The organism is Streptomyces sp. NBC_00400 (genome assembly GCF_036048035.1).
In the GTDB taxonomy this organism is placed as follows: domain Bacteria; phylum Actinomycetota; class Actinomycetes; order Streptomycetales; family Streptomycetaceae; genus Streptomyces.
Map to the genome: position 1 here is coordinate 1,146,718 of NZ_CP107940.1, position 25,876 is coordinate 1,172,593.

The window sequence follows — 25,876 nt, forward strand, 5'->3', positions numbered from 1 at the left end:
GCCAGGCCGGGAGGCCTGATCATGATGCGTTGTCAGTGGCGCTGGGTACCTTGGTGAGCGTGAACCCGGACTCCGCCGACTCCGCCGGCCGCGCAGGCGCCGCCGAGGGCAGCCCCTCGGTGATCTGCTCGTGCCCCACCGCCGGTACCTCGCCGCTCTGAAACCACCTTCCGAGGTCTTCATGCCCGATGCGCTCCACCAGCTCGATGCCCTTGAGCTCGCCGCCCGGTTGCGCCGCCGCGACGTCTCCGCCCGGGAGGTCGTCCAGGCGCATCTGGACCGCATCGAACAGGTCAATCCGACCGTCAACGCCCTCGTCACCCTCGATCCTGAAGGCGCGCTCTCCGCGGCCGCGCTCGCCGACGAACGCCTCGTCCGGGGCGCCGCCCTCCTGCCCCTCCACGGCATTCCGATCGCCTTCAAGGACACCCATCTCACCCGCGGTATGCGCACCACACACGGCTCACCGCTCTTCGCCGACCACGTCCCCGACGAGGACGACTTGCTGGTCGACAGGCTGCAGCGGGCCGGCGCCATCCGCCTCGGCAAGACCAATGTGCCCGAATTCGCCGCCGGTTCCCACACCTTCAATCCCGTCTTCGGCACCACCCGCAATCCGTACGACACCACACGTTCGGCGGGCGGCAGCAGTGGCGGCGCCGCCGCGGCACTCGCGGCCGGGCTGCAACCCCTCGCCGACGGCAGTGACATGGGCGGCTCGCTGCGCAACCCCGCATCCTTCTGCAATGTCGTCGGGCTGCGGCCGACGCCCGGGCGCGTCCCCCGGCACCCCGGTGGCGATCTCTGGGACACCCTGTCGGTCCCCGGCCCGATGGGGCGGACCGTGGCGGATACAGCGCTGTTGCTGTCGGCAATGGCGGGTCCGGATCCACGCTGCCCCATCGGTCTGGAGACCCCGGGCGAGGCGTTCCGGGTGCCCCTCGATCGCGAGTTGCGCGGCCTGCGCATCGCCTGGACACCGGACCTCGGGGGCCACGCCCCGGCCGACCCGGACGTACTCGCCGTTCTGGAACCGCAGTTGAGGGTCCTGGAGGAACTCGGCTGCCGTATCGACACCGCCTGCCCGGACCTCACCGGAGCCGACGACACCTTCCGTACGCTGCGGGCACACAGCTTCGACCTGGCGCTCGGCGCCCTGCTCGACTCCGACCGGCAGAGCCTCAAACCCAGCATCGTCCAGAACATCGAGCAGGGCCGCCGGCTGACCGCCGCCGACCTGCGCACCGCCACCGCGACCCGCAGCCGGCTGTACCTCGGCATACTGGACTTCTTCTCCCGGTACGACCTGCTCCTGGCACCGGTCAGCCAAGTCACGCCGTTCGACGCGGAGCTGGAGTATCCCCGGGAGGTCGCGGGCCGGCCCACCCACTCCTATCTGGACTGGATGCGATCCGCCTACCTCATCTCCGTCCTCGGCGTACCCGCCCTTTCGGTTCCCGCGGGATTCACCCCGGGCGGTCTGCCCGTGGGGCTGCAGTTCATCGGTGCGCCGCGCGCGGATCTCGCCGTTCTCCAGGCAGGGCATTCCTATGAGAGCGCCACACGGCACGGACGGCGCCGCCCGGACCTGCCCACGGCCTGACCGTCCCGGCGTCCTGCCCCTTGAGGTTGCGACACTTCCGGGACCTGTACCTGCCCGCAGAGACATGCCCGCGGAGTTCGCCACACCATCCGGAAACAGCCGCACCCACCGGAGACACTTGCTGCGGCATCCGCCCTGGCCTGCGCATTCCCTTCCCGTCAGAAGCCGCACTTCCGCCTGATATCTCGTCTATATTGCACCCATGTTCGTACTGGAGCTCACCTACACCGCGCCCCTCGAACGCGTCGACGCCGTCCTTCAGGAGCACCGGGAGTGGCTGGAGAAGGAGTACGCCGCCGGGCACTTCCTCGCAGCCGGCCGCAAGATCCCGCGGGACGGGGGCGTGATTCTCGCCGCGGGAACGGACCGTGCGACCGTCGAGCGGATCGTGACCGAAGACCCGTTCGCCCTCGCCGGGGTGTGTGAGTACCGGATCACGGAGTTCGCGGCGACGACGACCGCCCCGGCTCTGGAGCAGTACCGGGAACAACTGCCGTCCTGAGCAGCCGTCCCCTTGCGCCCGGAGCGCCGGCGCACCAGGCTTGCGGGCTTGCGGGCTTGCGGGCTTGCGGGCTTGCGGGCTTGCGGGCAACACCCTCGGCGCAGTGGACACCACCTGGCCCGGCCCCCTTCACCTTGAGCGCCCCGCGGGCGGAACAGTCGGCCCCGTACCTCAGCCCGGTAACCGCCCCTCCCCTGGGCTACGGGGTCGTCGTCGGGGGCACCGCTGAACCACTGAGCGAGCCGGAGCTCGCGGGAACGGTCGTGGGCGACGCGGGCCAGCGCCCCCCGTTACGCCAGTAGTCCTGGATGTCCTCCAACTGACGCCCCTTGGTCTCGGGCGCGGTGGCGGCGGCGAAGACCAGTGCGGCGAGCGCGAGGACGCCAAGGCCCGCGAAGGTCAGGGCCGCACCGGCCCAGGCCATCAAAGAGGGGAAGAACTGGGCGATCAGGAGATTGGCCACCAGGTCGGCGGTGAGCATCACCGAAGCCCCGGTCGAGCGCAGCTGGGCGGGGAAGGCCTCGCTCGCATAAACCCAGATGAGCGATCCGAAGCCGAAGTTGAAGGCTGCGGTGAACAGCAGGATCGCGGCGAAGCCCACCCAGGTCGAGGCGCCGTGCAGCTCGCCCCTGGCGAAGACCGCGGTCAGGACGGCGAGCATCGCGACCATCGTGCCGATACCACAGAGCAGCACCACCCGGCGGCCGAGTCGGTCGATGATGAGGAGGGCGACCACGGTCGCGGCCAGCGAGGCGAGCTGGACGAAGGACGGCAGCAGGAAGTTCTGGCCGCTGCCGGTGAAGCCCATCTCCTCGAAGATCTGCGGGCTGTAGTACGTCACGGCGTTGATGCCGGTGATCTGGCAGAAGAAGCCGAGGCCGACGACGAAGAACGCGGCACGGGCGTACGGCTTGCGCAGCAAGGAACGCGCCGATCCACCGCTCTCCCGGGCGAGCGCGGATGCCACGACAGCGACCTCCTGACGCGGGTCGACGTCCGGATCGGTCATGGCCATGACCTCGACAGCTCGTTCCGTGCGCCCCTTGAGGACGTACCAGCGCGGGGTGTCCGGCAGTCTGAGCAGCGGGATCAGAACGAGTGCGGCGGGGATCGCGGAGAGACCGAGCATCCAACGCCAGTGACCGCCGCCGGACAGGCCCCAGTTGACGAAGTACGTGATGACGATGCCCGCGACCGTGGCCACTTGGTAGGCGGCGACGGAGGCTCCGCGGATACGCGCCGGAGTCGATTCGGCGACATAGAGCGGGGCCGCGACGATCGAGATGCCGATGGCGATGCCGAGCAGGAAGCGGACGGTGTCCAGCACGACGACGTTGGGCGCGACGGCGGAGAGCGCCACGAATACGGCGTACGAGCCGGCGACGATCAGCATCGCCGCCTTGCGGCCCAGGGCATCGGCGAGCTTGCCGCCGATCAGCGCGCCCACGATGGAGCCGAACACCAGGATGCTGTTGACCAGGCCCTTTTCGGCCTCGGTGAGATGAAAGTCCTTGCTCAGGAACACCAGGGCACCAGAGATGCTGCCGGTGTCGTAGCCGTAGATGACGCCGACGACGGCGCCGGTGAGCGCGAACAGTCTGCCGGTCCGGCGTGCGGTCCCGGGTGAGGGGGGCGGGGGCGTCGCGGAGAGCGTGGCAATGGACATGGGAAGTCCTTTGTGCGGCGGAGCGGGCCTTGCTGCATGACTGAGCTGCGTGACTGGACTGCGTGTGTGCACTACACACTCGAAGCGCATGAGTGATCTTGCAAGTATTCGGCGCGTTTCACGCAGGTGTCAACACTTTCCCGCACTTCCCTGTACTCCCCTGCACCTCCCTGCACGCACCCTCGACAGCCCGCGACAACCCCGCCTTCACGCAGGTGAGGCCCGCTCACGAGCCCCCGCCAAGCCGCCGAACCATCCCTCCCCTCTGGCGCATCCGCCCGAACGAGGGATGGAAGCCTGACGGCTTTCTGCGTACAGTCGATTGCAACGAACGCGAATATTGCACTTTCATACAGCCCTGCGGACGCACTGACGTGCAGAGACGACGTGCAGAGACGCAGACACACGGACACACGGACATGCAGACCGATGAGCACATGCACATCGCAGGAGGGTGGGCCATGAGCGAGATCTCGTACATGGAGCAGGAACTGCACAGCCAGCCGGAGACCTGGCGGGAGGCCGCGCGGATCGGGGCGGCCACGAGCCCGCTGCCCAAGGCCGGACAGCGGGTGGCCGTCGTCGGCTGCGGCACCTCATGGTTCATGGCGCAGTCGTATGCGGCACTGCGCGAGGCAGCCGGACAGGGGGTGACGGACCCCTTCGCCGCCTCCGAGGCGTTCCTCGGCACCGACCGCGGCTATGACGCGGTGGTCGCGATCACCCGGTCCGGCACCACGACCGAGGTGTTGCGCGTACTCGATGCGGTCAAGGGGCGCATCCCGACCGTGACGATCCTCGGTGACCCCGCGACACCGGCCGCGGCGGTCTCCGACGAGATGGTCGCGCTTCCCTTCGCCGATGAGGAGTCGGTGGTGCAGACCCGTTTCGCGACGACTGCGCTGACGTTGCTGCGTGCGCAGCTGGGCGAGGACGTCTCCCGGGCGGTGACCGACGCAGAGGAGGCGCTGGCCGCGCCGGTGGACAAGGAATGGGTGGACGCCGAGCAGTTCGCCTTCCTCGGGACGGGCTGGACGTTCGGTCTGGCCAACGAGGCGGCACTCAAGATGCGGGAGGCGTCGCAGAGTTGGACCGAGTCGTACCCCGCTATGGAGTACCGCCACGGTCCGATCTCGATAGCCGCACCCGGCCGGGTGACCTGGCTGTTCGGTCCGGCACCGGAAGGACTGGAGGCCGATGTGGTGCGGACCGGGGCGCGCTTTGTGTGCCATGCGCGCGATCCGCTGGCCGATCTGGTGCTGGTCCAGCGGGTGGCGCTGGAGCGGGCCCGCGCCCGCGGCCTGGACCCGGACAACCCCCGCGGCCTGACCCGCTCGGTGATGCTCGAATCGCCGTCCGCCTCGTAGCCGCCCGCCTCCCCCACGTCACCCCGACTCCCCCGTCAATCAGCCCCGTCCGCAAGGGAGCCAGCCTCCGATGCCCCTCGTTCCGACCTCATCGATCGTGGACGCCGCGCGTGCGGCGCGGGTCGGTGCCGCGGCCTTCAACGTCATTCATCTGGAGACGGCCGAAGCACTCGTCACCGCCGCCGAGCGCACCGCGATCCCGTTGATCCTGCAGATCAGCGAGAACTGCATCCGCTACCACGGCAGCCTGCTACCCCTCACCCGCGCCACGCTCGCCCTCGCCGAAGGCTCCACGGCCCCGATTGCGGTGCACCTCGACCACATCACCGATGGCGAGCTGGTCCACCAGGGCATCGCCGCCGGGGTGAGCTCCGTCATGGTGGACGCCTCCGCGCTTCCGTACGAAGAGAATGTGGCCACCACCGCCGAGCTCACCGCCTGGTGCCATGACCGTGGCGCCTACGTCGAGGCAGAACTCGGCGAGGTCGGCGGCAAGGACGGAGTCCATGCGCCAGGGGTGCGCACGGACCCGGACGAGGCCCTGGCCTTCGTCCGTGCGACGGGGGTGGATGCTCTCGCCGTGGCCGTCGGTTCCTCCCACGCCATGCATGAGCGCACGGCCGTACTGGACAAGACCCTCATCGAGGCGCTGCACACCACTCTGCCGGTGCCGCTGGTACTGCACGGTTCGTCCGGTGTGCCCGACGACGAGCTGCGACGGGCCATCGCCGCGGGGATGACGAAGATCAATATCTCCACTCATCTGGTCTCCGTCTTCACTCACTCGATACGGCACACCCTGGCCGCCGACCCCTCGCTCGTGGACTCCCGGAAGTACCTCAAGCCCGCCCGGGAGGCAGTGGCCGAGGAAGCGGCGAGGCTGCTGGAGGTGCTGGGCACTCCGGCGACGGTGCCGGACCAGTACGCAGCCCAGGCACCGGCCCGGGGGTGAGACATCCGGGGGCGGGGCGGCGGCAGGCGGCCACCGCCTCGGCGGCGCTTCGCCACGGCAGAGGGGATGGTGCGGCGCGGCGGAGTACGAGGGCACCTACGGAGCGTCGCTGTGACCTGCTGAGACGAATTAGGCTCGCGCCATGAAGCGCCATGAACGGATGAACGCACTGCTCGAGCTGCTCGGCGACCGAGGCCGGGTGGACGTCGAGGAGGCGGCGACCGAGCTGGAGGTCTCGGCCGCCACGATGCGGCGCGACATGGATGCCCTGGCAGAGCAGCAGTTGCTGACCCGTACCCGGGGCGGGGCGGTGCTCAGTTCGGTGGCGTACGACCTGCCAATCCGGTACAAGCATGCCCACCGGTCGGAAGAGAAGGAGGCAGTGGCACAGGCCGCGGCGAAGCTCGTCGAGCGGGGGCATGTGGTCGGGCTGAGCGGCGGCACGACGACCACGGCGATCGCGCGGGTGCTTGCCACCCGTGCGGACTTCGCGGAGGCCGGCCCGCAACCGCATCTGACGATCGTCACCAACTCCCTCAACATCGCCAATGAGCTGGCCGTGCGGCCGCAGATCAAGATCGTGCTCACCGGCGGGGTGGCGCACTCGCGGTCTTTTGAACTCGTCGGGCCGTTCAGCGAGTTGGTGCTGCAGCAGATTTCCGTCGATATCGCGTTCATCGGCGCCAACGGCATGGATCCGCTCATGGGGGCCACGGTGCACGACGAGGCGGAGGCCCGGGTCAACCGCCTGATGGCCGAGCGTGCCCGGCGTGCCGTGGTCGTCGCGGACTCGTCGAAGATCGGCGAGCGCTGCTTCGCCCGGGTCGGCGACGCGGATGTCTTTGACACGTTCATCACGGACAACGGAGCGAAGGAGGCGGTCCGCCGTGAATTCTCGGATCGAGGGCTGAAGGTGGTGGCGGCACGCCTGCCCTCGGGCGAGTGACACCGGCCGACAGCCGGAGCGGAGGCCAGCCCTTGTCGGCCCTCATCAGTCGGCCATCGGCGATCGTCAGGATCGGCCATCGGCCATCGGCGGTCGGCAGGCTCGGCGGTCGGCGGTCGGCGGTCGGCGGTCGGCGGTCGGCGGTCGGCGATCGTCAGGCTCGGCGTCGACTGTCGACAACCGACGCCGACCCGCCCGGTTCGCCCCACTCGGCCCGCTCACCTCGCTCACCTCGCTCACCCCACTCAGCCCGATCGTCCCCGCCCGGTTCCGAAAAGCCGCTCTTATGTCGCGCTTTCGTCCCTGTGTGACCCCCGGGGCTGCTTCTCCCTGGGTGGGTATGGACAATGGGAATGAACGTGCGAACCCGATGTGGGCTTCGCGGGGGTAGCCGAGGTTTCCAGCGGGGGAGATGACGTGCGGAAGATCATGGCCATAGCGCTGGCAACGGTGGCGTGCAGCGCCTCTCTGACAGTGGTCAGCGCCTCGACCGCGGCAGCGGCCGACCGGCCGCCACACTGCGTGGTGGTGCGGAAGTACTTCAACGAGGGTCATCAGCGCTATGTCCGTCTGACGAACCTGTGCAGCCGGCGCACCGCGTGCTACACCATCGTCGTCCCGCATCAGCGCGACCCCCATGGGCGCCTCCCCAAGGGCACGACGAAGGACGTCCGCTACGGCACGACCTGGGCCTCGCGGGCCCTGTACGTGAAGAACAGTTCCTGCTGAGCGGCCACCGGCAGGGCGCTGCGCTGCAGCTGATCTGGTGCGCGGGCCGCTGCGCCCCTTCCGGATGGGTCAGGCGCGTACGGCGACGCCGTCCAGCACCATGGAGAGGTACTGGCGGGCGATCTCCTCGGGGCTGTGCTGTCCGCCCGGCCGGTACCAGCTCGCCGCAACCCAGACGGTGTCGCGGACGAAGCGGTAGGTGAGCCGGATGTCGAGGTCGGCCCGGAAGACTCCATCCGCCACGCCACGTTCCAGTGTGCCCAGCCAGGCCTTTTCGAACTTCCGCTGCGAGTCGGCGAGATAGCCGAAGCGGGGCTGCCCGGCCAGGTGCCTGGACTCCTTCTGGTAGATCGCGACGGCCGCGCGGTGCCGGTCGATCTCCCGGAAGGATTCGGTGACCAGGGCTTCGATGGTCTCCCTGGGACCGAGCCCGGCGGCGAGTACGGCGTCATAGCCGTCCCACAGCTCGGTCAGGAAGCTGGACAGGATCTCGTCCAGCATCGATTCCTTGGAATCGAAGTGGTAGTAGAGGCTGCCCGCGAGCATCCCTGCTTCGTCGGCGATGCGGCGGACGGTGGTGGCGTTGTAGCCGTGTGCGGCGAATACCTCCGCCGCAATGTTGAGCAGTTCGCGGCGGCGCTCCGGTGACGCGTTCGCGGTCGTCGTCTTCTTCTTGGCGGCTGGCACCTGGCCATTGTCGCCCCCTGCTCCGGCCCTCCCCCCTCCCGCTCTGCCAATCTCCTCCCGCCCTGCCAATCCCCTCCCGCCCCGCCTATTGCCTCCATCCCGCTCCGCCAATCCGCTCGCCCGCGTTGCGGCCACCGGTCCGGACCTCTGTTCCCTGACGCCGACGTGACGCGATGCATATATTTTGCTAGTAAAACACCTGTTAATCTTTTGGCATGGGGAAGCATGCCAGACAATCCGGGAAGAGCGCGTACACCGTGTCGGGGAGTGCGGTGCGGGCCCGGCCGCTGCCCCTCAGGAGCACCGTGCGGCTGCGCCGGCCCGTCGACATCTGGCACAAACCGGCACTCAGCGCGGTGGCGGCGCTGGCGGTCCCCGATCTCACCTTGTTCTTCCTGGGCCGGCTGGATCTGATCCTGTACACCTCGGCGGGGGCGATGTGCGCCCTGTACGCGCACGGCCTTCCGTACGCCGCCCGCGCCCGCACTCTGCTGTGGGTGGTGCTCGGAATGGTCGCGAGCCTCGGCATCGCGCTGACCGCCGCCTCGCTGACCACGTCGACCGCGCTGCTCGTCGTGTGCGCCTCGCTGCTGGCCGCGGTCCACAAGATGGTCTGTGATGCCACGTGTATCGGCCCGCCGGCGAACATCATCCTGACGTTCATCACGGCCTCGGCCTTCTTCGTGCCGCAGCACCTCGGCCAGGTACCCCTGCATATGGCGGTGGCGCTCGGCGCCGGAGGACTCGCCTGGCTGGTCTGTATGGCACCGGCCCTGATACGGCCGCAGGGGCCGGAGCGGATCGCCGTCGCCCGCGCGCTGGAGGCCGCGGTAGGACTGCTGCGTACTGCCGAACGGGGCTTTGGCGGGGCGGAAGGGACCGGTGGGGAACCCGCTGGTGGGGAGCTTGGTGGGAAACACGCTGGTGGCGCCGGTCGGGCACCCGCGGGGGACGAAGCCGCCGGCCGGAAATCCGTGGATGACGAACCCGCCGGTGTGGCGCAGGCGCGGCATGCCACTGCGGCCGCCGTGAACGCCGCCTGGCACACCCTGTTTCTGGTCCCGGTGCACACCCCGGCGAGAGCCGCCGCGCGGGCCGGGCTCGAACGACCGCTGGTGCGGGCCGAATCAGTGCTGGGCCACGACGGCCGGTCCGCCGCAGGCGAAGCCGAACGACTGGGCGCCTGGGCCCGTGAACTGCGCAGCGGGCGGCCGCTGCCCCGGGTTGCGCTCTCGCCGGCACAGGCCGAGGAGCTGGTGGGCGTCGCCGAGGAGGCGCGGGAGCCGCGGCGGCCTGCGCCCGGCCGTCCGAGCGGGGTGCGCGCGGTGCTTGCCCGGCTCGCGCCCGGGTCACCGCTGCTGCCCATCGGCGCGCGGGTCGCCGCCGGGTGTGTGCTGGCGGGCTGGGTGTCGATGGCCATCGGCGTCGGACACCCGTATTGGGCCGTGGTCACCGCGGCCTCCATCTACCAGGCCAACACCACGCTCTCCTGGCAACGGGCGCTCCAAAGGACCCTCGGCAACCTTCTCGGTCTGCTGCTCTACACCGCACTGCTGCCGCTGACACACCTCGGGGAGTTCGCGATGGTCGCGCTGGCGCTGGTCTTCCAGCTCGGCGCGGAGGCCTGCATCACCCGTAATTACTGGCTCGGCTCGGTGTGCGTCACACCGATGGCGCTGCTGTTGACCGAGTTCGGCGGGCGGCTGCCGGCCGGCACGCTGATCGCCGACCGCTGGATCGACACCGTGGTGGGCGCGGTGGTGGGGCTGGCCTGCTGCGTCCTGATCACCAATCGGCGGGCCGCCCACCGTATCGACGTAGCCCTGGGGCGGGTTGCGGCCGCGGAGACCGCCGCCTTGCGGCTGCTCGCGGCGCGTACCGCTCCCGGGGCGGACGGCGCCCGGGGAACCGGCTGGGCCCACGAGGCCGACCCGCCCTGCGGTACCGACCGGGACCGGGATACGGACTGGGCCCGGGATACGGACCGCGACCAGGAGACCCACTGGCCCCAAGAGACCGGCCGGAACCAGGGAACCCACTGGGACAAGGAGACCCACTGGGCCCAGGAGACCCACAGGGACCAGGAGATCCACTGGGCCCGTGACCGGCTGGCCGCGAGGCTGGTCGAGCTCCGCGAGGCCGTGGACGTGGCGGCCGGCGAGTGGTGGCAGCGTGCCCTCCCCGAGGAGCGGATCGCCCGTGCCGAGCAGCAGGGCCACCGGACGCTGGCCGGCCTCGTCCGCCGACGCCCGGCACCGGTGCCGGCCGCCTGACCCGCGGTACCGCCCGGCGCGGCGGCCGGCACCCCGGCAGGCACAATTGCAGGCGTACGGCATGGCCGAGAGGAGAGTGCGGGTGACCGAGGACATCGTCGCGGGGGTGTTGCGCCAGTGGCAGCAGGTGCACCCCGGGCTGGACACCGGCCCGATGGCGGTGATCGGGCGGCTCAACCGCTGTTCCGCACTGCTGCAGCAGGCGGCTGATGCGCCCCTGCGGAAGGCCGGACTCACCCGTCCCGAGTTCGACATCCTCGGCACCTTGCGCCGGATGGACCGTGAGCTGACCCCCGGGCGGGTGGCCCGCGAGACCTTCGCTTCCGGTGCCGCGGTGACCAAACGCGTACGGCAGCTGGAGGAGCGCGGGCTGATCGCCCGTCGCCCCGACGACCGGGATCGCCGCGTCGCGCATCTCTCGCTCACCGACGAGGGGCGCGCGACCATCGACCGGCTGCTGCCCGAACAGTTGCGGTACGAGGCGGCGCTGCTCGAAGGCATCGGCGATCAGCGGCAGGAGGAACTTTCCGCGGCGTTGGCCGAGTTGCTGGTGGTGCTGGAGGGACGAATCGGCAGCCTGATGGAGTAACGACGACCACCGGGGCGGGGTGGGGTGGGGTGGAGTGGGTTGACGTGAGACAGCCGCCCGGAGGCGGGCCGGCGCTTGCGCTGTCGGGCCCGCCGCCAGGTCCGCCTCCAGGTGCACCGCCGGGAGCCGCCGTCGGGAGCCGCCGTCGGGACCCCGCCGGCAGGCCCGCCGTCACGGCTCCAGTCGTGCGATCCGTCCACGCTCACCCGCGGCCCAGCAGCCCAGGTCCGGGGCGCAGTCGACGGTGTCGTACGACCCCTGGTCGAAGGTGTGCCAGGTGCGGCCGCCGTCGAGGGTCAGATCGCTGCCGGACGGGCCGACCGCCACGGCGAGGCGCCGGGCATGCGGGAGCCAGGCGGCGCCGGAACGGTAGCCCCTGGGAGGTTCGGCGGCCGGTGTCCAGGTTCCGCCGGCGTCGTCGCTGACCGCGGCGGCGCGGGGCGAGGGCTGATCGGGGCGGAAATCACCGCCGACGGCGAGGACATGGGTGCGGTCGCGGAGGGCGAGCGCGAAGACACCGCGAGCCGGGTCGCCCGCCGGTATCGGGGTGCCGGTGGCCGACCAGGTGCGTCCGCGGTCGGCGGTGTGCAGGACGCGCGCGGTGGCCGCGCCACCGGTTGCGATCCAGGCATCCCGGCTGCCGGTGGAGACCAGGCACTGGCCACTGGCGGCGAATGCGGCTTCGCCCGGCTGGGCCGGCGGCATGCCCTTCGACGGCAGTACGCGCCAACTGCGCCCGCCGTCCGCGGTGGACAGGATGCGGTACCTGCCGTCAACGGGGTCGCTGAGCGCGATGCCGTGCCGCCGGTCGAAGAAGGTCAGGCAGTCGTAGAAGGCGTGCGGGTCGGCGTTGCGGAAGCTTTCGGTCCAGGTGGCGCCGGCATCGTCGGTGCGGAAGACCCGCGAGGCCTCCCCCTCACCGATCGCGAGAACCACCGCACGGCGCGCATCGAACGCCTCGATGTCGCGGAACTCCAGGGCACCGGCGCCGGGTGGGGAGACGTCGCTCCAGTTCTTGCCGCCGTCGTGGCTGCGCAGCACGGTGCCCGCCGTACCGGCGACCCAGGCGGTCGTACGGCTGACGGCCGCCAGGCCGCGGAAGCGGGCGGTGCTGCCGCTGTCCTTGAGCCGCCAGCCGGCGTGCGGGGCGGTGAGCGATGCCGCCGTTGCCGGCTCGGCGCCTTCCGGTACCGGTGGCACCGTGGGTGAACCCGCCGGGGCCGCGGTCGCCGGCCCGGCCGCCGTCGCGGCAAGCACCGCCATACCGGCCACCATGGCCGCCACCCGCCATCGAGCCTTGCGGGTACGCAGCACCCGCCGCGTGCCCCGGTCCCCTTCCCGGCCCCGGTCCGACTCCCGGTCCCGGTGCCCTTCCCGGCACCAGGGCCGTTCCCGGTCCCGGGCCCGTTCCCCGCACAACAAGCGTCCCGTGCGCCGCAATTCGCCCCACCCCGCTCTGGTTGTGGGCTGGAAGCTAGCCCAGCCCGACCCGGTCGTCCAGACCACCGCCCGGATCACCGCCCGGATCACCGCCCGGGTCGCCACCCGGAGCGCCATCCACACCACCGCCCCGACCACCGCCCGCAGCTGCCGATGTCCGCCCCGGCGCACCCACTGATGCCATCGCCCACCCCGCTCGCGACAACCGACGAGAGCCGGCGAGAGCCGGCGCAACTGTGAGACGAGAGCAGGCGGCACCCGTGATCCGCCGTGAGCCGCACTCGTGGCACACCGACCGCCCCCGCCGACCACGCACACCACCAGCACCGCGAGCACACCTGACACCCCGTCACATCAGCCAGCCGAGGCCCCATCACGCCCGCCGACGCACAGCAAAGAGGGCATTTGCGTACATTCAAAGGCCCGTGATGCAGGTCACGCAGGAATCCAATGCACCTGGCGTGATGACCTACGCGTCCTAGTGGTCACAGCACCGACGATCCGCACCGAATGCAAGGGAGCCGGCGATGTCCAGCGTCATCGACCAAGCCGTTCAGGCCCGTCTCATCGCGACCGCTCCCCGGTCGCAGGTGATTCCGGCGAGCCTGCGTTATGACCGCGCCGATCCGTTCGCGGTGCGTCTGGTCTTTCCGCCCGCCGCGTCGCTGGACGGGGCCGAGGTGACCTGGACGTTCTCGCGGGAGCTGCTGGAGGAGGGCCTGTGCGAGCCGGCCGGAGCGGGTGATGTGCAGATCTGGCCGTACGACACCCACGCCGTGGTGGTGGAGTTCCACGCCGTAGGAGGCATGGCCGTGGTGCAGTTCGACGCACAGGAGCTGCGGACCTTTCTGACCCGGTCGTACCAGATCGTCGCGAAGGGCGAGGAGGCGCGGCATCTGGATGTCGAGGCCGATCTCGTCGCCCTGCTGCGCGAGGCGTAACCCTTCCCCCGAGGACGACGGCAAGGGCGCGGGCGCCAAGAGCCACGGACCCCAAGAGCCGAGAACCGCGGCCGCCCCACCCGCGCTCGCGGCGATGAGTCCCGGCGCGCGTTCCGCTCATGCCCGCTCCGGCCCGAAGAGGTTCGCCAGCTGCAGATCCAGCAGCCGTAGCGCGGTTTCGGGGTCGTGCACACCCAGCAGAACGTAGGTGGCGAGCCCGTCGGCCGCGCTGATCAGCAGCATCGCCTCGTCCTCGGTGGCGCGTTCCGGCGGCAGCTCGCCGCGGTCCGCGGCCAGCCGTAGTTGACCGGCGAAGAAGGCACGGAGCTGGGGGATGCCGTTCTCGGCCTCCGCGCGCAGGGTCTTGTCGTGCACGGCGCGGGCGAAGTAGGCGGCGCCGACCAGCAGCCCCGTGCGGCTCTTGTCGTCGAGCGGCAGCATGCCCGACAGGCAGGCGCGCAGCACCTCACGGGGCGTCGGCTCCCCTGCCGGCTCCCCGTCCGACCCCTTGGCCAGCGCCTCGATGCGGGCGCGGATCCGGTCCGCGGCGAGCCGGTTGATGTGCCGGAGGGCGAAGAGAAGCATCTCGTCCCTGGTGCGGAAGTAGTGCTGCAGCCGGCCGAGCGAGATCCCGGCCTCCGCCGCGACATCGCGCAGGCTCGCACCGTCCAGCCCGCGGGTGCTCGCAATCCGCCACAGCGCCTCGGAGATCTCCTGGCGTCTGGCTTCGTGGTCCACCTTCTTGGGCACGGATGACCTCCCTCCTGCCGTGCGCGACCTTCACATGGCTCCGGCGCATGGCTCCGACGCGTCGCTCCGGCGCATGACTCCGACTCAGGAGGCCGACCCAGGAGGGCCGGCCCGCTTTTACAAGTCGCTTGTACCGTTATAACGTACCGGCATTCAATACGCTTGACTTGGAAACCGGTGACCTTCATGCCCGAGCATTCCGCCCCGCTGCTGCGCCCACCCCGCCACCGCGTCGATCCCCGGGCCCGCCGCTGGTGGACGGCCCAGGCCCTGCTGACGCTCAGCGGTCCGATGCTGCTCGTCGCCCTCGTCATGACGGTCCTTTCCCTCCTCTTCTTCCCCGGCGCACTGCCGTGGCTGGGCCCGTTGCTGCTGGCCGCGCTGGTGCTGCCGGCCGTCGGCTACCTCGTGGTCATGCCGCGGTGGCGGTATGCGGTGCACGCCTGGGAGCTGGGCGAGCGTGCGGTCTACGCGGCGGGCGGCTGGTTCTGGCAGAAGCGGCGGATCGCGCCGCTGACCCGGGTGCAGACGGTCGACACCGTGCGCGGGCCGCTCCAACGGCGCTACGGGCTGGCGACGGTGACCGTCACCACCGCCTCGACCGCGGGCGACATCAAGATCGCGGGGCTGTCCGACGCGGACGCCGAGGAGCTGTCGCGGCGGATCGGCGAGGCGGCACAGGACGTACCGGGTGATGCCGCATGAGCACGCCACACGAACCCTCCGCACCCGGCGTGGACCGCGGCATACCGGGCACGCCCCCCGCCGCCTCCCCCACCCCCTCTGCCACTCCCTCCGACACGGGCCGGTGGCGGCGGCTGGATCCGCGCACTCTGCTGGTGCACTGCGGCTGGATGGCCGCACCGCTCGGTTCGCTGGCGCTGACGGCGCTGGCCACCGGAGGCCGGATCACCGCCCAGGCCTGGATCACACTCGCCGCCATCGCCGCCTCGTTCGCCGTCGTCACCACCATCGGCCTGATCCGCTGGGCCCGTACGGAGTTCCGGGTCGTGCTCCCCGGGAGCCCGGACGGCGCGGAAACGGGTGCTGCCGGCGGCCGGGGCCACGCTTCACCCACCCTCGACGTCCGCAGCGGACTGCTGACGCGCCGGCTGCGCAGTGTGCCGCTGCACCGCATCCGCACCGTCGATCTGACCGCGTCGCCGCTGCACCGGCTGCTGGGGGTCACCGTGCTGCGGGCCGGCACGGCGGGCTCGGGGGACGGCCGCAGCGAACTGTCGCTGGAGGCGCTGACGGTCGTTGACGCGGAACGCCTGCGCGCCGAGCTGCTTGCGTACGCGGACGCCGAGGGGGCGGCGAACGATCCGGTGGTGGCCCGTATCAGCTGGCGCTGGCTGCGGTACGCGCCGCTCACCTTCTGGGTCATCGGCGGGGTGTTCGTGGTGGCCGGTTCGGTCTACCGGGTCCTGGACGGCATCGGCATCGAGGCCTGGAAACTCGGCTTCGTCCAGCGGGCGTTCACCGAGTTCGGCGCGAGCGCCCTCTGGCTGACGGTCCCGGCGGCGCTGCTCGCCGTCCTCGCCCTCGGCTCGGTCGGCGCCGTCGCCCTGTACGTCGAGAACTGGTTCAACTACTGCCTGGAGTGGACCGATGCGCGCACCCTGCGGGTACGCCGCGGCCTGTTCACCACCCGGTCGGTCACCATCGAACGGGCGCGGCTGCGCGGGGTGTTGCTGCGCGAACCACTGCTGCTGAGGGCCGGTGGCGGAGCGCTGGTGCGCGCGGTGGCAGGCGGCCTGGGCAACCGCGAGGAGAACCGCAAGCGCAGCGGGCTGCTGCCGCCGGCGCCCCGCCCGGAAGCGTTGCGGGTGGCGGGCGGCGCCCTGCGGTCGCCCTTCCCGGCGGCAGGCGTGTCACCGGCCGCGCTGGCACCGCACCCCCGCACCGCCCTTCGCCGGCGCCGGGTGCGCGGACTGCTGTGGGCGGTGCTGCCCGGCACCGCCGTCCTGGCCGGTCTCGGTGCGGCGTTCACCTCCGTCCTGCTGCACTGCGCCTGGGTCTACGCGGTGGTCACCACGGCGCTCGTGCTGTGGCTGGCCCGGGACGCGTACCGCAATCTGGGGCACGGGGTCGAGGGCCCTTATCTGGTCGCCCGCTCGGGCACCTTCAGCCGCGACACCCTCGCCCTCCAGCGGGAGGCCATCGCCGCCTGGACGTTCTCGACCTCGCCGTTCTCCCGCCGGTCCGGCCTGGTCACGCTCACCGCCGCGGTCGCGGCGGGCGAGGACGGCTATCGCATCCCGGACCTTGCGGCGGCCGAGGCTCCGGCCTTCGCCGCGATGGCGGCCCCGGGGATCCTGGAGGAGTTCCTGACGTACCCCGGGGCGCCGGATCACCTTCCGGAGCAGCGACTGCCGTAGCGGAAAGGGCACTTCCCCCGAGGCGCGCGGCGCGCCCGCCGCGTAGGCCCCGTGCCCGCGCACGCCGAGCACATCGCGCACGACGGACCACCGGGCACCCCCGCCGGCCATATGAGACACATCTCACACCGATGTCGCGTGCACGGCGAGCGTGGGCACACCGTCTTACCGGACGAGCCATTGCCCATGACCCGACAGCCGCAGGGGGAGCAGCGCGATGAACACCGTCATCGATCAAGCCGTCCAGGTACGCCTCATCGCCACCGCCTTCGGCCCGTATGCGGTGCCCGCGGTGCTGCACTACCAGCCCGCCGATCCCCTGGCGGTACGGATGTTCTTCCCGCCGGAGATCTCGCTGGACGGCTCCGCCGTGGACTGGGCCTTCGCCCGGGAACTGCTCGACGAGGGGCTTCGGAGACCGGCCGGGCGGGGTGATGTGCGGGTGCGGCCGTCCGGCCCGGACCGCACGGTGATGGAGTTCCACGCGGAGGAGGGCGTCGCCCTGGTCCAGTTGAAGACCGCGGACGTCCGGCTGTTCCTCGCCCGCTCCTACGAGGCCGTACCCGCGGGCGGCGAGCCGGCGCACCTCGGTATGGAGCGCGGCCTCGCGGAGCTGTTCGGCGCGGCGTAAGACAGACGGGCCGTGCGCGGCAGGCAGAGCCGAGCCGCGCACGGCATGAAGGCCGGGGGAGGAGGCCGCCGCCCCGGGGAACCGGAAGGCGACGGCACACACCGGGGCCTGTCCGGCAGGTCGGTGACGGACAGGCCCCGGGTGTCCGGCGGGTGGCGGTCACCCGCCCCCACCCACCTCAGCGCTTCGGAAACCCGAACCCGTAACCCTGCTGCTGCATCCACGGCAGCAGCCCGTCCAGCGCCTCGACGGTCCGGGAACGGTCGCCCCCGCCGTCGTGGAACAGGACCGTCGGCCCGTTGGGGAGTTCACCGCGCACCGTCGCCTTGATCCCCTCGAGCGTGCCGCCCTCGAAGTCCTTGCTGTCGACGTTCCAGCCCAGCGGCCGCATCCCGTGGTCCGCGGCCAGCTTCCGGCTGTAGGGGGTGAAGGCGCCGCCGGGGGCGCGGTAGTACTCGACCCGGGCGCCGCCCGCCGCGTCCTCGATCATCTTCTGCGCGTCGAGTATCTGCTGCGACTGGTAGCTCTGCGGCTGGTGATCCATACCGGTGTTGTGGCTGACGGTGTGGTCGCAGAGCTTGTGCCCCGCGGCCACCACCTGCTTGACGAGGTCCGGGTGCGCCTTGGCCTGCGGACCAATCATGCAGAAGACCGCTTTGACGTTGTGCTTCTTCAGCACGGCGAGCACCTTCGGGGTCCAGACCGGGTCCGGGCCGTCGTCGATGGTGATGTTCAGGCTGCGGCCGGGGCGGTCCGAGGCGTGCACGATCGAGGAATCGACCTTGAGGGGGGCGGCCCGCTTGGCCTGGCCGGAGCCGACGGTGTCGGCCTCGGCCTGTGAAGTGGCCCCGAAATCACCGAAGGCGAGCGTCCCCGCGACCGCGAGCGAAACCACTGCCGCCGCGGCCACCCCGATGATGCCGCTCTGAATACCGAAGCGCCGTGCCATCCCGACCCCGTCCCTACCCTGCTCGTGTGCGTACCGACCGGCGGTGGCCGCGTTGTGCGCACCGCCTTGCACCACGTGAGATGCAGCAGAGCCCGGGCAGGCTGCTCCTGTTACCGATCCATCATGAAACTTATTGATACTGGACCCATGCCACGTGTACTTCTGATCGAGGACGACGCCGCCGTACGGGACGGCGTGTCCCTGGCCCTACGGCGGCGCGGCCATGAAGTGGCTGCCGCGGCCAGCGGCGAGGAGGGGCTGGAGGTCCTGCCGGGTTTCCGCCCGGACATCGTGCTGCTGGATCTGATGCTCCCCGGCAAGGACGGCTTCGAGGTCTGCCGGCTGATCCGCGCCGAGCGGCAACTGCCGATCATCATGCTCACCGCCCGTGGCGAAGACCTCGACGTGGTACTCGGCCTGGAGGCCGGCGCCGACGACTACATCGTCAAGCCGGCCCGGGGCGAAGTCCTCGAGGCACGGATGCGCGCCGTGCTGCGCCGTACCGCGCTGCCCGCCGATGGCGCACCGGCCGCCGCCGAGCCGGGCCCCGCTCCGGTCGAGACCTACGGCGAACTGGCCATAGACCGCGCCGGACTGGTCGTCGGCAAGGGCGGCCAGGACCTGGCGCTGGCCCCCTCGGAGATGAAGCTGCTGCTGTTCCTGTCCGCCACTCCGGGGCAGGTCTTCAGCCGCCAGCAGCTGCTGGAGCATGTGTGGGAGCACAGCTATCACGGCGATGCGCGGCTGGTCGATGCCTGTGTCATGCGGCTGCGGACGAAAATAGAGGACACCCCGCGCAGCCCCCGTTACGTCCAGACCGTGCGCGGCTTCGGCTACCGCTTCGGACCCCTGTGAAGCGCCCCGGCCTCCGGCTGCCGGCCCTGCCCCGCCTGCGGACGGGGAACCCCCAGTTGCTGCGGGGGCTGCGGGCCCGGCTCGTCGTGGGGTTCCTGGTGGTGGCCGCCGTCAGTGCGCTGACCACCGCTCTGCTGACCTACCAGGAAGCCCGTAACGCCATACTGCAGCGCTCCCAGGACATCGCCGTCAACGACCTGAGGGCGCAGGTCAACTCGCTGGCACCCGAGCTCCCGGTCCCGCCGTCCCAGGCGGACCTGGATTCCCTGCGCGTCCAGTTGGAGCGCTCCGGAAAGTCCCGCGAATGGGATATTTCCGTACATTACAGCGGCGTACGGGACAGTGGCGACGGCAGCCTGGGGGGCGACGTCGTGATACCGGCCGGCCTCAAGGCGTCGGTGGAGAAGCGCCATGTGCCGGCCTTCCAGCGCGTGGACCGCGGCGGGGACCCCTGGCTGCTGATCGGGATGCCGGTCCGGCAGTCCGACGGCCGGGCCTCCGCGCTGACCGTCTATGCCCAACTCCCGCTGAGCGCCGAGGAGTCCAATGTCGAGGCTCTGGTGAGCGCGGCCCAGCGGGGCGCGCTGCCGGTACTGGTACTGACCGTGGTCCTGGCGCTGCTCGCCGCGCGCGGCGTACTGCGGCCCGTACGGGGTCTGCGGCAGGCCGCCGGACGGATCGCCGAGGGCAAGCTGGACACCCGGCTGGAGGTCAAGGGCGCCGACGAGATCGCGGATCTGTCCCGGACGTTCAACGACATGGCGGCCCGGCTGGAGGAGAGCATGGCCGAGCTGCGCCGCCTGGAGTCCAACTCCCGGCGGTTCGCGGCCGATGTCTCACACGAGCTGCGGACACCGCTGGCGGCGATGACCGCGGTCACCGATGTCCTCGACGAGGACGCCGACTCCCTCGACCCCGACACCGCCTCCGCGGTCCGGCTGATCAGCCAGGAGACCGGGAAGCTGGCACGGATGGTGGAGGACCTGATGGAGGTCTCGCGCTTCGACGCGGGGGCCGCGGCGCTCCATCTGGACGAGGTGGACGTCGGCGAGACCATCCGCAAGACCCTCCAGGCCCGGGCCTGGCAGAAGAGGGTGACGGCACAGCTGCCCGCGGACGTACGGGCCGGACTCGACCCGCGACGGCTCGATGTCGTGGTCGCGAACCTGGTCGGCAATGCCCTGCACCACGGCGGCGAGCCGGTCCGGGTGCGGCTGCACCTCCCGGAGCCGGGCGCGGACCGGCTGCTGATCGAGATCTCCGACAGCGGCCCCGGCATCGACCCCGAGGTCCTGCCGCATGTCTTCGACCGTTTCTACAAGGCGGACTCCGCCCGCGCCCGCTCGGAGGGCAGCGGCCTGGGCCTGGCCATCGCGCAGGAGAACGTACGGCTGCACGGCGGCTCCCTGCGCGCCGCCAACTCCCCCGAGGGGGGCGCGGTGTTCACGGTGGATCTGCCGCTGCGCCGCCAGGAGGCGGGTGAGCCGGCGGCCGAGGGGAAGGGCGACCCGCCGGACGGCGGAGCGGCGGTCGACGAGCAGACCGCGGATGACGACCGGGGCGGCCCCCGCTCCGCCGCCGGAAAGGAGAGGCACGCATGAGCGCCACGAACGCCCTCAATGCCCTGCGTGCGACGCGTACCCGCCGACGGGTGCTGACCGGCGGACTCGCCGCTGCGCTGGCCGGCCTGCTCACCGGCGCGCTGGCCGGCGCCCTGACCGGCTGCGGTATCGCCCCCACCGATGTCATCGACGCCGGCGAGCCCGCCACCGGCGTGAAGTCACCGGGCCAGCCCGCGGCCGATGTCCAGTTGTTCTTCTACGGGCCCTCCGGCCTGCGCTCCGCGACCCGGCGCGCGAAGACACCGGTCGACCCGGAGCTGGCCATCGAGTTGCTGATGAAGGGGCCGAACCACGCGGAACGGATGCGTGGCCTGTCCAGCGTGCTGCCGAAGTTCTCCGGCCCGCTGACCGCCACCACCCATGTGGGCAGTGTCGTGATCACCCTGCCGATGAACGTCAAGCGGCTGGACTCCGCCTCGCTGAACCAGTTGGTGTGTACCGCGGCCAATGCCCGGGTGCCCGGGAACAAGCCGTCGGGGGAGGTCGCCGTGACACTGGTGAGCAAGAACGTGCGCGTGGGCCCCATGGTGTGCGGTGGCAACAATGCCTTCCCCGTCGTGGAGCCCAGCCCGACCGGCACCGGCACGACCGACTCGGGCCCGAAGGCGGCGGAACCGGACCCGACGGGCTGAACGGTCTCCGTCCCGCGGGCCCGTCCCGGAGTTCCCATGAAGACGGACGGGCCGGCGCCCGCCCCCGCGGCGGCCCGCGGCAGGCGCATCCCGCAGGGAAAAAGATGACTCTGCACCGTACGGCCGAACCGTCCCACCTGCCCCTTCCGACGCATAAATATGAAGATCCATGGGAGGTCAACGAGTGCAAGGTCACAGCTGGAGCCCCTGCTCCAGCTAACGGTCGTTCGCCTAGCCTGCTGCTATGACCGCCGAGTCCCCCGAACTCCCCCTGGCCGCCGCCTTCCCCGATGCCGATCGAGAGCAGTGGCAGCGCCTCGTCGAAGGCGTGCTGCGCAAATCGGGCATCACAGAGGCGACGGGCACCGCCGCCGAGGATGCGCTCGCCACCGATCTGCAGGACGGCATCCGTATCCGCCCGCTCTACACCGCCGAGGACGCCACGGGCGCCCTGGGCCTTCCGGGCTTCCCGCCGTTCGTACGGGCCGGCCGGCCCGAGGGCACGACCGTCGCCGGGTGGGACGTACGCCAGCGCCATGTCCACACCGATCCGGCGCGCGCCAATGAAGCGGTACTGGCCGATCTGGAGAACGGCGTCACCTCCCTCTGGCTGGCCGTCGGCGACGGCGGGCTGCCGGTGGACGGCCTGGAGCGCGCGCTCGACGGTGTCTACCTGGACCTGGCCGCGGTGGTGCTGGACGCCGGCGCCGATTTCGCGCCGGCCGCCGAGGAGTTGCTGCGGCTGTACACCGCGTCCGGCGCGCCGCTCACCGAGGCGGTCGGCTGCCTGGGCGCGGACCCGCTCGGTCTGCTGGCCCGTACGGGCGACGACGCCAAGCTGCGCCTGCAGGGGGAATCGGCCGCCCGGATCGCCGCGCGCTGCGCCGCGGAGGCGCCCGGTGTGCGCGCGCTGGCCGTGGACGCGCTGCCGTACCACGAGGCGGGCGGCTCCGCGGCCGAGGAACTGGGCGCCTCGCTGGCGACCGGTGTCGCCTATCTGCGGCAGCTGACGGAGTCCGGCCTGGGCATCGACGACGCCTGCCGGCAGCTGGAGTTCCGCTATGCCGCAACCGCCGACCAGTTCCTGACGATCGCCAAGCTGCGCGCCGCCCGGCGGCTGTGGGCGCGGGTCGCCGAGGTCTGCGGGGCCTCCCCCGCCGCCTCCGCGCAGCGCCAGCACGCCGTCACCTCCACGGTGATGATGACCCGTCGGGACCCGTGGGTGAACATGCTGCGCACCACGGTCGCCGGGCTGTCCGCGGGCGTGGGCGGCGCGGATGCGGTGACGGTGCTGCCGTTCGATGCCGCGCTGGGCGTGCCCGATGCGTTCGCCCGCCGGATCGCCCGGAACACCCAGTCCGTGCTGCTGGAGGAGTCGCACCTGTCGAAGGTGATCGACCCGGCGGGCGGTTCCTGGTACGTGGAGAGCCTCACCGACGAACTGGCCGGTGCGGCCTGGGCGTTCTTCCAGGAGACCGAGGGCGCGGGCGGCCAGGCCGCGGCGCTGCGGTCCGGGATGATCGCCGGCCGGCTGGCCCGTACCTGGGAGCGCCGCAGCAAGGACCTCGCCCACCGGCGCGAACCGATCACCGGTGTCAGCGAGTTCCCGCATCTCGCCGAGGCCCCCGTGCACCGCGAGCCGGCGCCCGCTCCGATCGGCGGAGGGCTGCCGCGGGTGCGCAGGGACGATGCCTACGAGCGGCTGCGGTCGCGCTCCGACGAGCGTCTGACGGCGAGCGGCGACCGGCCGAAGGTCTTCCTGGCCGCGCTGGGCCCGGTCGCGGCGCACACCGCGCGGGTGACGTTCGCCGCCAATCTCTTCCAGGCCGGCGGCATCGAGACGGTGCAGGAGGCCGCGCCGGTGGATGCGGAGTCGGTGGCCGAGGCGTTCGCCCGCAGTGGCGCACGGATCGCCTGTCTGTGTTCGAGCGACGCGGTGTACGGCGAGCAGGCGGCGGCCGTGGCGGCCGCGCTGAAGTCGGCGGGAGCGCTGCGGGTGCACCTGGCCGGCAAGCCGGGTGAGCGCCGGGAGGAATTCACAGCGGCCGGGGTGGACTCCTTCGTCTTCGCGGGCTGCGACGCGGTCGAGGTGCTGTCCTCGGCCCTGGATGTCATGGAGGTGGCGTGATGAACGACACGACACAGCAGACGGGCGCCATCCCGGACTTCAGCACGGTCGAGCTGGGGAAGCCGGCCGCGGCGGACGCCGCCGGCGGCACCGGGGAGTGGACCGAGGCCGTGGCGCAGTCCACCGGCAAGGGCGTGGCGGATCTGACGTGGGAGACCCCGGAGGGCATCGACGTCAAGCCGCTGTACACCGACGCGGACCTCGACGGCCTGGACTTCCTGGGCACGTACCCGGGGATCACGCCGTATCTGCGCGGCCCGTACCCGACGATGTACGTCAACCAGCCCTGGACGATCCGGCAGTACGCCGGCTTCTCCACCGCCGAGGAGTCCAACGCCTTCTACCGCCGCAACCTCGCGGCCGGACAGAAGGGCCTGTCGGTCGCCTTCGACCTGCCCACCCACCGTGGCTACGACAGCGACCACCCGCGGGTGACCGGCGATGTCGGCATGGCGGGCGTCGCCATCGACTCGATCTACGACATGCGGCAGCTCTTCGAGGGCATCCCGCTGGACAAGATGACCGTGTCGATGACGATGAACGGCGCGGTGCTGCCCGTTCTCGCCCTCTACATCGTGGCCGCCGAGGAGCAGGGCGTACCGCCCGAGAAGCTGGCCGGGACCATCCAGAACGACATCCTCAAGGAGTTCATGGTCCGCAACACCTACATCTATCCGCCGCAGCCCTCGATGCGGATCATCTCCGACATCTTCGCGTACACCTCGCAGAAGATGCCGCGCTACAACTCCATCTCGATCTCCGGGTATCACATCCAGGAGGCGGGCGCGACGGCCGACCTGGAGCTGGCGTACACCCTCGCGGACGGGGTGGAGTACCTGCGCGCGGGCATGGCGGCGGGCATGGACGTGGACTCCTTCGCGCCGCGGCTGTCGTTCTTCTGGGCGATCGGCATGAACTTCTTCATGGAGATCGCCAAGCTGCGGGCGGCCCGGCTGCTGTGGGCGCGCCTGGTGCAGCGCTTCGAGCCGAAGAACCCCAAGTCCCTTTCCCTGCGCACCCATTCGCAGACCTCGGGCTGGTCGCTGACCGCGCAGGACGTGTTCAACAACGTCACGCGTACCTGTGTGGAGGCGATGGCCGCCACCCAGGGCCACACCCAGTCCCTGCACACCAACGCCCTCGACGAGGCGCTGGCCCTGCCCACCGACTTCTCCGCCCGGATCGCCCGTAACACCCAGCTGTTCCTGCAGCAGGAGTCGGGCACCTGCCGGGTCATCGACCCGTGGGGCGGCAGCGCTTACGTCGAAAAGCTCACCCACGATCTGGCGCGGCGGGCCTGGCAGCACATCGAGGAGGTCGAGGCGGCCGGCGGGATGGCGAAGGCCATCGACGCGGGCATCCCCAAGCTGCGGGTCGAGGAGGCCGCGGCCCGTACCCAGGCGCGGATCGACTCGGGGCGGCAGGCGCTGATCGGCGTCAACAAGTACCGGGTGGAGACCGATGAGGAGATCGACGTCCTCAAGGTCGACAACTCCTCGGTGCGCGCCCAGCAGATCGAGAAGCTGAAGCGGCTGCGCGCCGAGCGCGACGAGGACGCCTGCCAGGAGGCGCTGCGGGCACTGACCGCGGCGGCGAAGTCCGGTCCCGGCGAGGGGCTGGAGGGCAACCTGCTGGCGCTGGCGGTGGACGCGGCCCGCGCCATGGCGACCGTCGGCGAGATCTCGGACGCCCTGGAGTCGGTCTACGGGCGGCACTCCGGCCAGATCCGTACGATCTCCGGTGTGTACCGAGACGAAGCGGGCCCCTCCTCCGGTGTCGAGCGCACCCGGTCGCTGGTGGCCGAGTTCGAGCGCGCCGAGGGGCGCCGGCCGCGCATCCTGGTGGCCAAGATGGGCCAGGACGGCCATGACCGCGGCCAGAAGGTGATCGCCACGGCCTTCGCCGACCTGGGCTTCGACGTCGATGTCGGCCCGCTGTTCCAGACCCCGGCCGAGGTTGCCCGCCAGGCGGTGGAGGCGGACGTCCACATCGTCGGGGTGTCCTCGCTGGCGGCCGGGCACCTGACGCTGGTGCCCGCGCTGAAGGAGGCACTGGCCGCCGAGGACCGCGAGGACATCACGATCGTGGTGGGCGGGGTGATCCCGCCGCAGGACGTGCAGCCGCTGCGCGACATGGGCGCCGCCGCGGTCTTCCTGCCCGGCACGGTCATCCCGGAGGCCGCGCACGACCTGGTGCGGGACCTGGCGTCGGTCCTCGGCCACGAGCTCTGATC

The 25,876-nt window shown here is 71.2% G+C and carries 23 protein-coding genes; 18 read left to right on the top strand and 5 right to left on the bottom strand.

Translation table 11 applies throughout. From position 1 onward, the window contains the following. Positions 1–181: 181 nt before the first annotated feature. Complete coding sequence (locus OHS81_RS05105) at positions 182–1,603, top strand: amidase (RefSeq protein WP_328382839.1); 1,422 nt, start codon at positions 182–184, stop codon at positions 1,601–1,603. 202 nt (positions 1,604–1,805) lie between these two features. Further along, a complete protein-coding gene (locus tag OHS81_RS05110) occupies positions 1,806–2,105 on the top strand; it encodes a YciI family protein (protein ID WP_129293032.1) in 300 nt (99 codons plus the stop codon). Positions 2,106–2,304: 199 nt separating this feature from the next. Here OHS81_RS05110 and OHS81_RS05115 read toward each other — a convergent pair whose 3' ends face one another. After that, a complete protein-coding gene (locus tag OHS81_RS05115) occupies positions 2,305–3,771 on the bottom strand; it encodes a sugar porter family MFS transporter (protein ID WP_328382842.1) in 1,467 nt (488 codons plus the stop codon). A gap of 461 nt (positions 3,772–4,232) precedes the next feature. Here OHS81_RS05115 and OHS81_RS05120 point away from each other — a divergent pair, with 461 nt between their 5' ends. The 4 genes from OHS81_RS05120 (at position 4,233) to OHS81_RS05135 (ending at position 7,765) form a co-directional block, all read left to right on the top strand. Further along, on the top strand, positions 4,233–5,138 hold the full coding sequence (locus tag OHS81_RS05120) for an SIS domain-containing protein (RefSeq protein WP_328382844.1): 906 nt from the start codon (positions 4,233–4,235) through the stop codon (positions 5,136–5,138). Positions 5,139–5,208: 70 nt separating this feature from the next. After that, entirely contained in the window at positions 5,209–6,090 is an 882-nt protein-coding gene (locus tag OHS81_RS05125; RefSeq protein ID WP_328382845.1) for a class II fructose-bisphosphate aldolase, read from the top strand. Between the two features lie 142 nt (positions 6,091–6,232). Then, complete coding sequence (locus tag OHS81_RS05130; protein WP_328382847.1) at positions 6,233–7,036, top strand: DeoR/GlpR family DNA-binding transcription regulator; 804 nt, start codon at positions 6,233–6,235, stop codon at positions 7,034–7,036. Between the two features lie 417 nt (positions 7,037–7,453). Next, positions 7,454–7,765: a hypothetical protein gene (locus tag OHS81_RS05135; protein ID WP_328382848.1), complete on the top strand. Its 312-nt coding sequence runs from the start codon at positions 7,454–7,456 to the stop codon at positions 7,763–7,765. Between the two features lie 69 nt (positions 7,766–7,834). Here OHS81_RS05135 and OHS81_RS05140 read toward each other — a convergent pair whose 3' ends face one another. Beyond that, positions 7,835–8,452 carry a TetR/AcrR family transcriptional regulator gene (locus tag OHS81_RS05140; protein WP_328382850.1) on the bottom strand — a complete coding sequence of 206 codons (618 nt, stop codon included), beginning with the start codon at positions 8,450–8,452 and terminating at the stop codon, positions 7,835–7,837. Positions 8,453–8,667: 215 nt separating this feature from the next. Between OHS81_RS05140 and OHS81_RS05145 the strand changes: the two genes are divergently transcribed. Together OHS81_RS05145 and OHS81_RS05150 are read left to right on the top strand one after the other, a co-directional pair. Next, positions 8,668–10,725 (top strand): FUSC family protein, encoded by a 2,058-nt coding sequence (locus tag OHS81_RS05145; protein ID WP_328382852.1) that lies wholly within the window; start codon positions 8,668–8,670, stop codon positions 10,723–10,725. An 82-nt stretch (positions 10,726–10,807) separates the two neighbouring features. After that, on the top strand, positions 10,808–11,314 hold the full coding sequence (locus OHS81_RS05150) for a MarR family winged helix-turn-helix transcriptional regulator (protein ID WP_328390918.1): 507 nt from the start codon (positions 10,808–10,810) through the stop codon (positions 11,312–11,314). Positions 11,315–11,485: 171 nt separating this feature from the next. Here OHS81_RS05150 and OHS81_RS05155 read toward each other — a convergent pair whose 3' ends face one another. After that, positions 11,486–12,577 carry a WD40/YVTN/BNR-like repeat-containing protein gene (locus OHS81_RS05155; RefSeq protein WP_328382854.1) on the bottom strand — a complete coding sequence of 364 codons (1,092 nt, stop codon included), beginning with the start codon at positions 12,575–12,577 and terminating at the stop codon, positions 11,486–11,488. 199 nt (positions 12,578–12,776) lie between these two features. Here OHS81_RS05155 and OHS81_RS05160 point away from each other — a divergent pair, with 199 nt between their 5' ends. Together OHS81_RS05160 and OHS81_RS05165 are read left to right on the top strand one after the other, a co-directional pair. After that, on the top strand, positions 12,777–12,932 hold the full coding sequence (locus OHS81_RS05160) for a hypothetical protein (RefSeq protein ID WP_328382856.1): 156 nt from the start codon (positions 12,777–12,779) through the stop codon (positions 12,930–12,932). A 349-nt stretch (positions 12,933–13,281) separates the two neighbouring features. After that, positions 13,282–13,695 carry an SsgA family sporulation/cell division regulator gene (locus OHS81_RS05165; RefSeq protein WP_328382857.1) on the top strand — a complete coding sequence of 138 codons (414 nt, stop codon included), beginning with the start codon at positions 13,282–13,284 and terminating at the stop codon, positions 13,693–13,695. 117 nt (positions 13,696–13,812) lie between these two features. On the opposite strand, the gene OHS81_RS05170 is transcribed toward OHS81_RS05165, so the two are convergent. Beyond that, positions 13,813–14,445 (bottom strand): TetR/AcrR family transcriptional regulator, encoded by a 633-nt coding sequence (locus OHS81_RS05170; RefSeq protein WP_328382859.1) that lies wholly within the window; start codon positions 14,443–14,445, stop codon positions 13,813–13,815. A gap of 186 nt (positions 14,446–14,631) precedes the next feature. Here OHS81_RS05170 and OHS81_RS05175 point away from each other — a divergent pair, with 186 nt between their 5' ends. From OHS81_RS05175 to OHS81_RS05185, 3 genes are all read left to right on the top strand, one after another. Beyond that, entirely contained in the window at positions 14,632–15,150 is a 519-nt protein-coding gene (locus OHS81_RS05175) for a PH domain-containing protein (protein WP_328382860.1), read from the top strand. After that, on the top strand, positions 15,147–16,826 hold the full coding sequence (locus tag OHS81_RS05180; RefSeq protein ID WP_328382861.1) for a PH domain-containing protein: 1,680 nt from the start codon (positions 15,147–15,149) through the stop codon (positions 16,824–16,826). Before OHS81_RS05175 ends, OHS81_RS05180 begins: the two co-directional genes overlap by 4 nt. Positions 16,827–17,043: 217 nt before the next feature. Next, positions 17,044–17,457, top strand: coding sequence for an SsgA family sporulation/cell division regulator (locus tag OHS81_RS05185; protein ID WP_328382863.1), 414 nt, complete (start codon positions 17,044–17,046; stop codon positions 17,455–17,457). 178 nt (positions 17,458–17,635) lie between these two features. Here the strand turns inward: OHS81_RS05185 and OHS81_RS05190 are convergent, their stop codons facing one another. Further along, entirely contained in the window at positions 17,636–18,406 is a 771-nt protein-coding gene (locus OHS81_RS05190) for a polysaccharide deacetylase family protein (RefSeq protein WP_328382865.1), read from the bottom strand. Between the two features lie 147 nt (positions 18,407–18,553). Between OHS81_RS05190 and OHS81_RS05195 the strand changes: the two genes are divergently transcribed. From OHS81_RS05195 to scpA, 5 genes are all read left to right on the top strand, one after another. Next, the gene (locus OHS81_RS05195; protein ID WP_088801012.1) at positions 18,554–19,261 is read left to right on the top strand and encodes a response regulator transcription factor; all 708 of its coding nucleotides are present in this window, start codon (positions 18,554–18,556) and stop codon (positions 19,259–19,261) included. After that, complete coding sequence (locus OHS81_RS05200; protein ID WP_328382867.1) at positions 19,258–20,862, top strand: HAMP domain-containing sensor histidine kinase; 1,605 nt, start codon at positions 19,258–19,260, stop codon at positions 20,860–20,862. Before OHS81_RS05195 ends, OHS81_RS05200 begins: the two co-directional genes overlap by 4 nt. Continuing rightward, positions 20,859–21,515, top strand: a complete 657-nt coding sequence (locus OHS81_RS05205; protein ID WP_328382869.1) for a hypothetical protein — start codon at positions 20,859–20,861, stop codon at positions 21,513–21,515. The genes OHS81_RS05200 and OHS81_RS05205 overlap by 4 nt, the downstream gene beginning before the upstream one ends. Positions 21,516–21,759: 244 nt before the next feature. Then, a complete protein-coding gene (mutA, locus tag OHS81_RS05210) occupies positions 21,760–23,643 on the top strand; it encodes a methylmalonyl-CoA mutase small subunit (protein WP_328382871.1) in 1,884 nt (627 codons plus the stop codon). Then, complete coding sequence (gene scpA / locus OHS81_RS05215; RefSeq protein ID WP_328382873.1) at positions 23,643–25,874, top strand: methylmalonyl-CoA mutase; 2,232 nt, start codon at positions 23,643–23,645, stop codon at positions 25,872–25,874. The genes mutA and scpA overlap by 1 nt, the downstream gene beginning before the upstream one ends. The last annotated feature ends 2 nt before the right edge of the window (positions 25,875–25,876 follow it).

Excerpts from the sequence above, each read along its gene's own strand:
- OHS81_RS05105 (WP_328382839.1), top strand. The coding sequence starts at position 182 with ATGCCCGATGCGCTCCACCAGCTCGATGCCCTTGAGCTCGCCGCCCGG.
- OHS81_RS05110 (WP_129293032.1), top strand. The coding sequence starts at position 1,806 with ATGTTCGTACTGGAGCTCACCTACACCGCGCCCCTCGAACGCGTCGAC.
- OHS81_RS05115 (WP_328382842.1), bottom strand. The coding sequence starts at position 3,771 with ATGTCCATTGCCACGCTCTCCGCGACGCCCCCGCCCCCCTCACCCGGG.
- OHS81_RS05120 (WP_328382844.1), top strand. The coding sequence starts at position 4,233 with ATGAGCGAGATCTCGTACATGGAGCAGGAACTGCACAGCCAGCCGGAG.
- OHS81_RS05125 (WP_328382845.1), top strand. The coding sequence starts at position 5,209 with ATGCCCCTCGTTCCGACCTCATCGATCGTGGACGCCGCGCGTGCGGCG.
- OHS81_RS05130 (WP_328382847.1), top strand. The coding sequence starts at position 6,233 with ATGAAGCGCCATGAACGGATGAACGCACTGCTCGAGCTGCTCGGCGAC.
- OHS81_RS05145 (WP_328382852.1), top strand. The coding sequence starts at position 8,668 with ATGGGGAAGCATGCCAGACAATCCGGGAAGAGCGCGTACACCGTGTCG.
- OHS81_RS05155 (WP_328382854.1), bottom strand. The coding sequence starts at position 12,577 with ATGGCGGTGCTTGCCGCGACGGCGGCCGGGCCGGCGACCGCGGCCCCG.
- OHS81_RS05165 (WP_328382857.1), top strand. The coding sequence starts at position 13,282 with ATGTCCAGCGTCATCGACCAAGCCGTTCAGGCCCGTCTCATCGCGACC.
- OHS81_RS05175 (WP_328382860.1), top strand. The coding sequence starts at position 14,632 with ATGCCCGAGCATTCCGCCCCGCTGCTGCGCCCACCCCGCCACCGCGTC.
- OHS81_RS05180 (WP_328382861.1), top strand. The coding sequence starts at position 15,147 with ATGAGCACGCCACACGAACCCTCCGCACCCGGCGTGGACCGCGGCATA.
- OHS81_RS05185 (WP_328382863.1), top strand. The coding sequence starts at position 17,044 with ATGAACACCGTCATCGATCAAGCCGTCCAGGTACGCCTCATCGCCACC.
- OHS81_RS05190 (WP_328382865.1), bottom strand. The coding sequence starts at position 18,406 with ATGGCACGGCGCTTCGGTATTCAGAGCGGCATCATCGGGGTGGCCGCG.
- OHS81_RS05195 (WP_088801012.1), top strand. The coding sequence starts at position 18,554 with ATGCCACGTGTACTTCTGATCGAGGACGACGCCGCCGTACGGGACGGC.
- OHS81_RS05205 (WP_328382869.1), top strand. The coding sequence starts at position 20,859 with ATGAGCGCCACGAACGCCCTCAATGCCCTGCGTGCGACGCGTACCCGC.
- mutA (WP_328382871.1), top strand. The coding sequence starts at position 21,760 with ATGACCGCCGAGTCCCCCGAACTCCCCCTGGCCGCCGCCTTCCCCGAT.
- scpA (WP_328382873.1), top strand. The coding sequence starts at position 23,643 with ATGAACGACACGACACAGCAGACGGGCGCCATCCCGGACTTCAGCACG.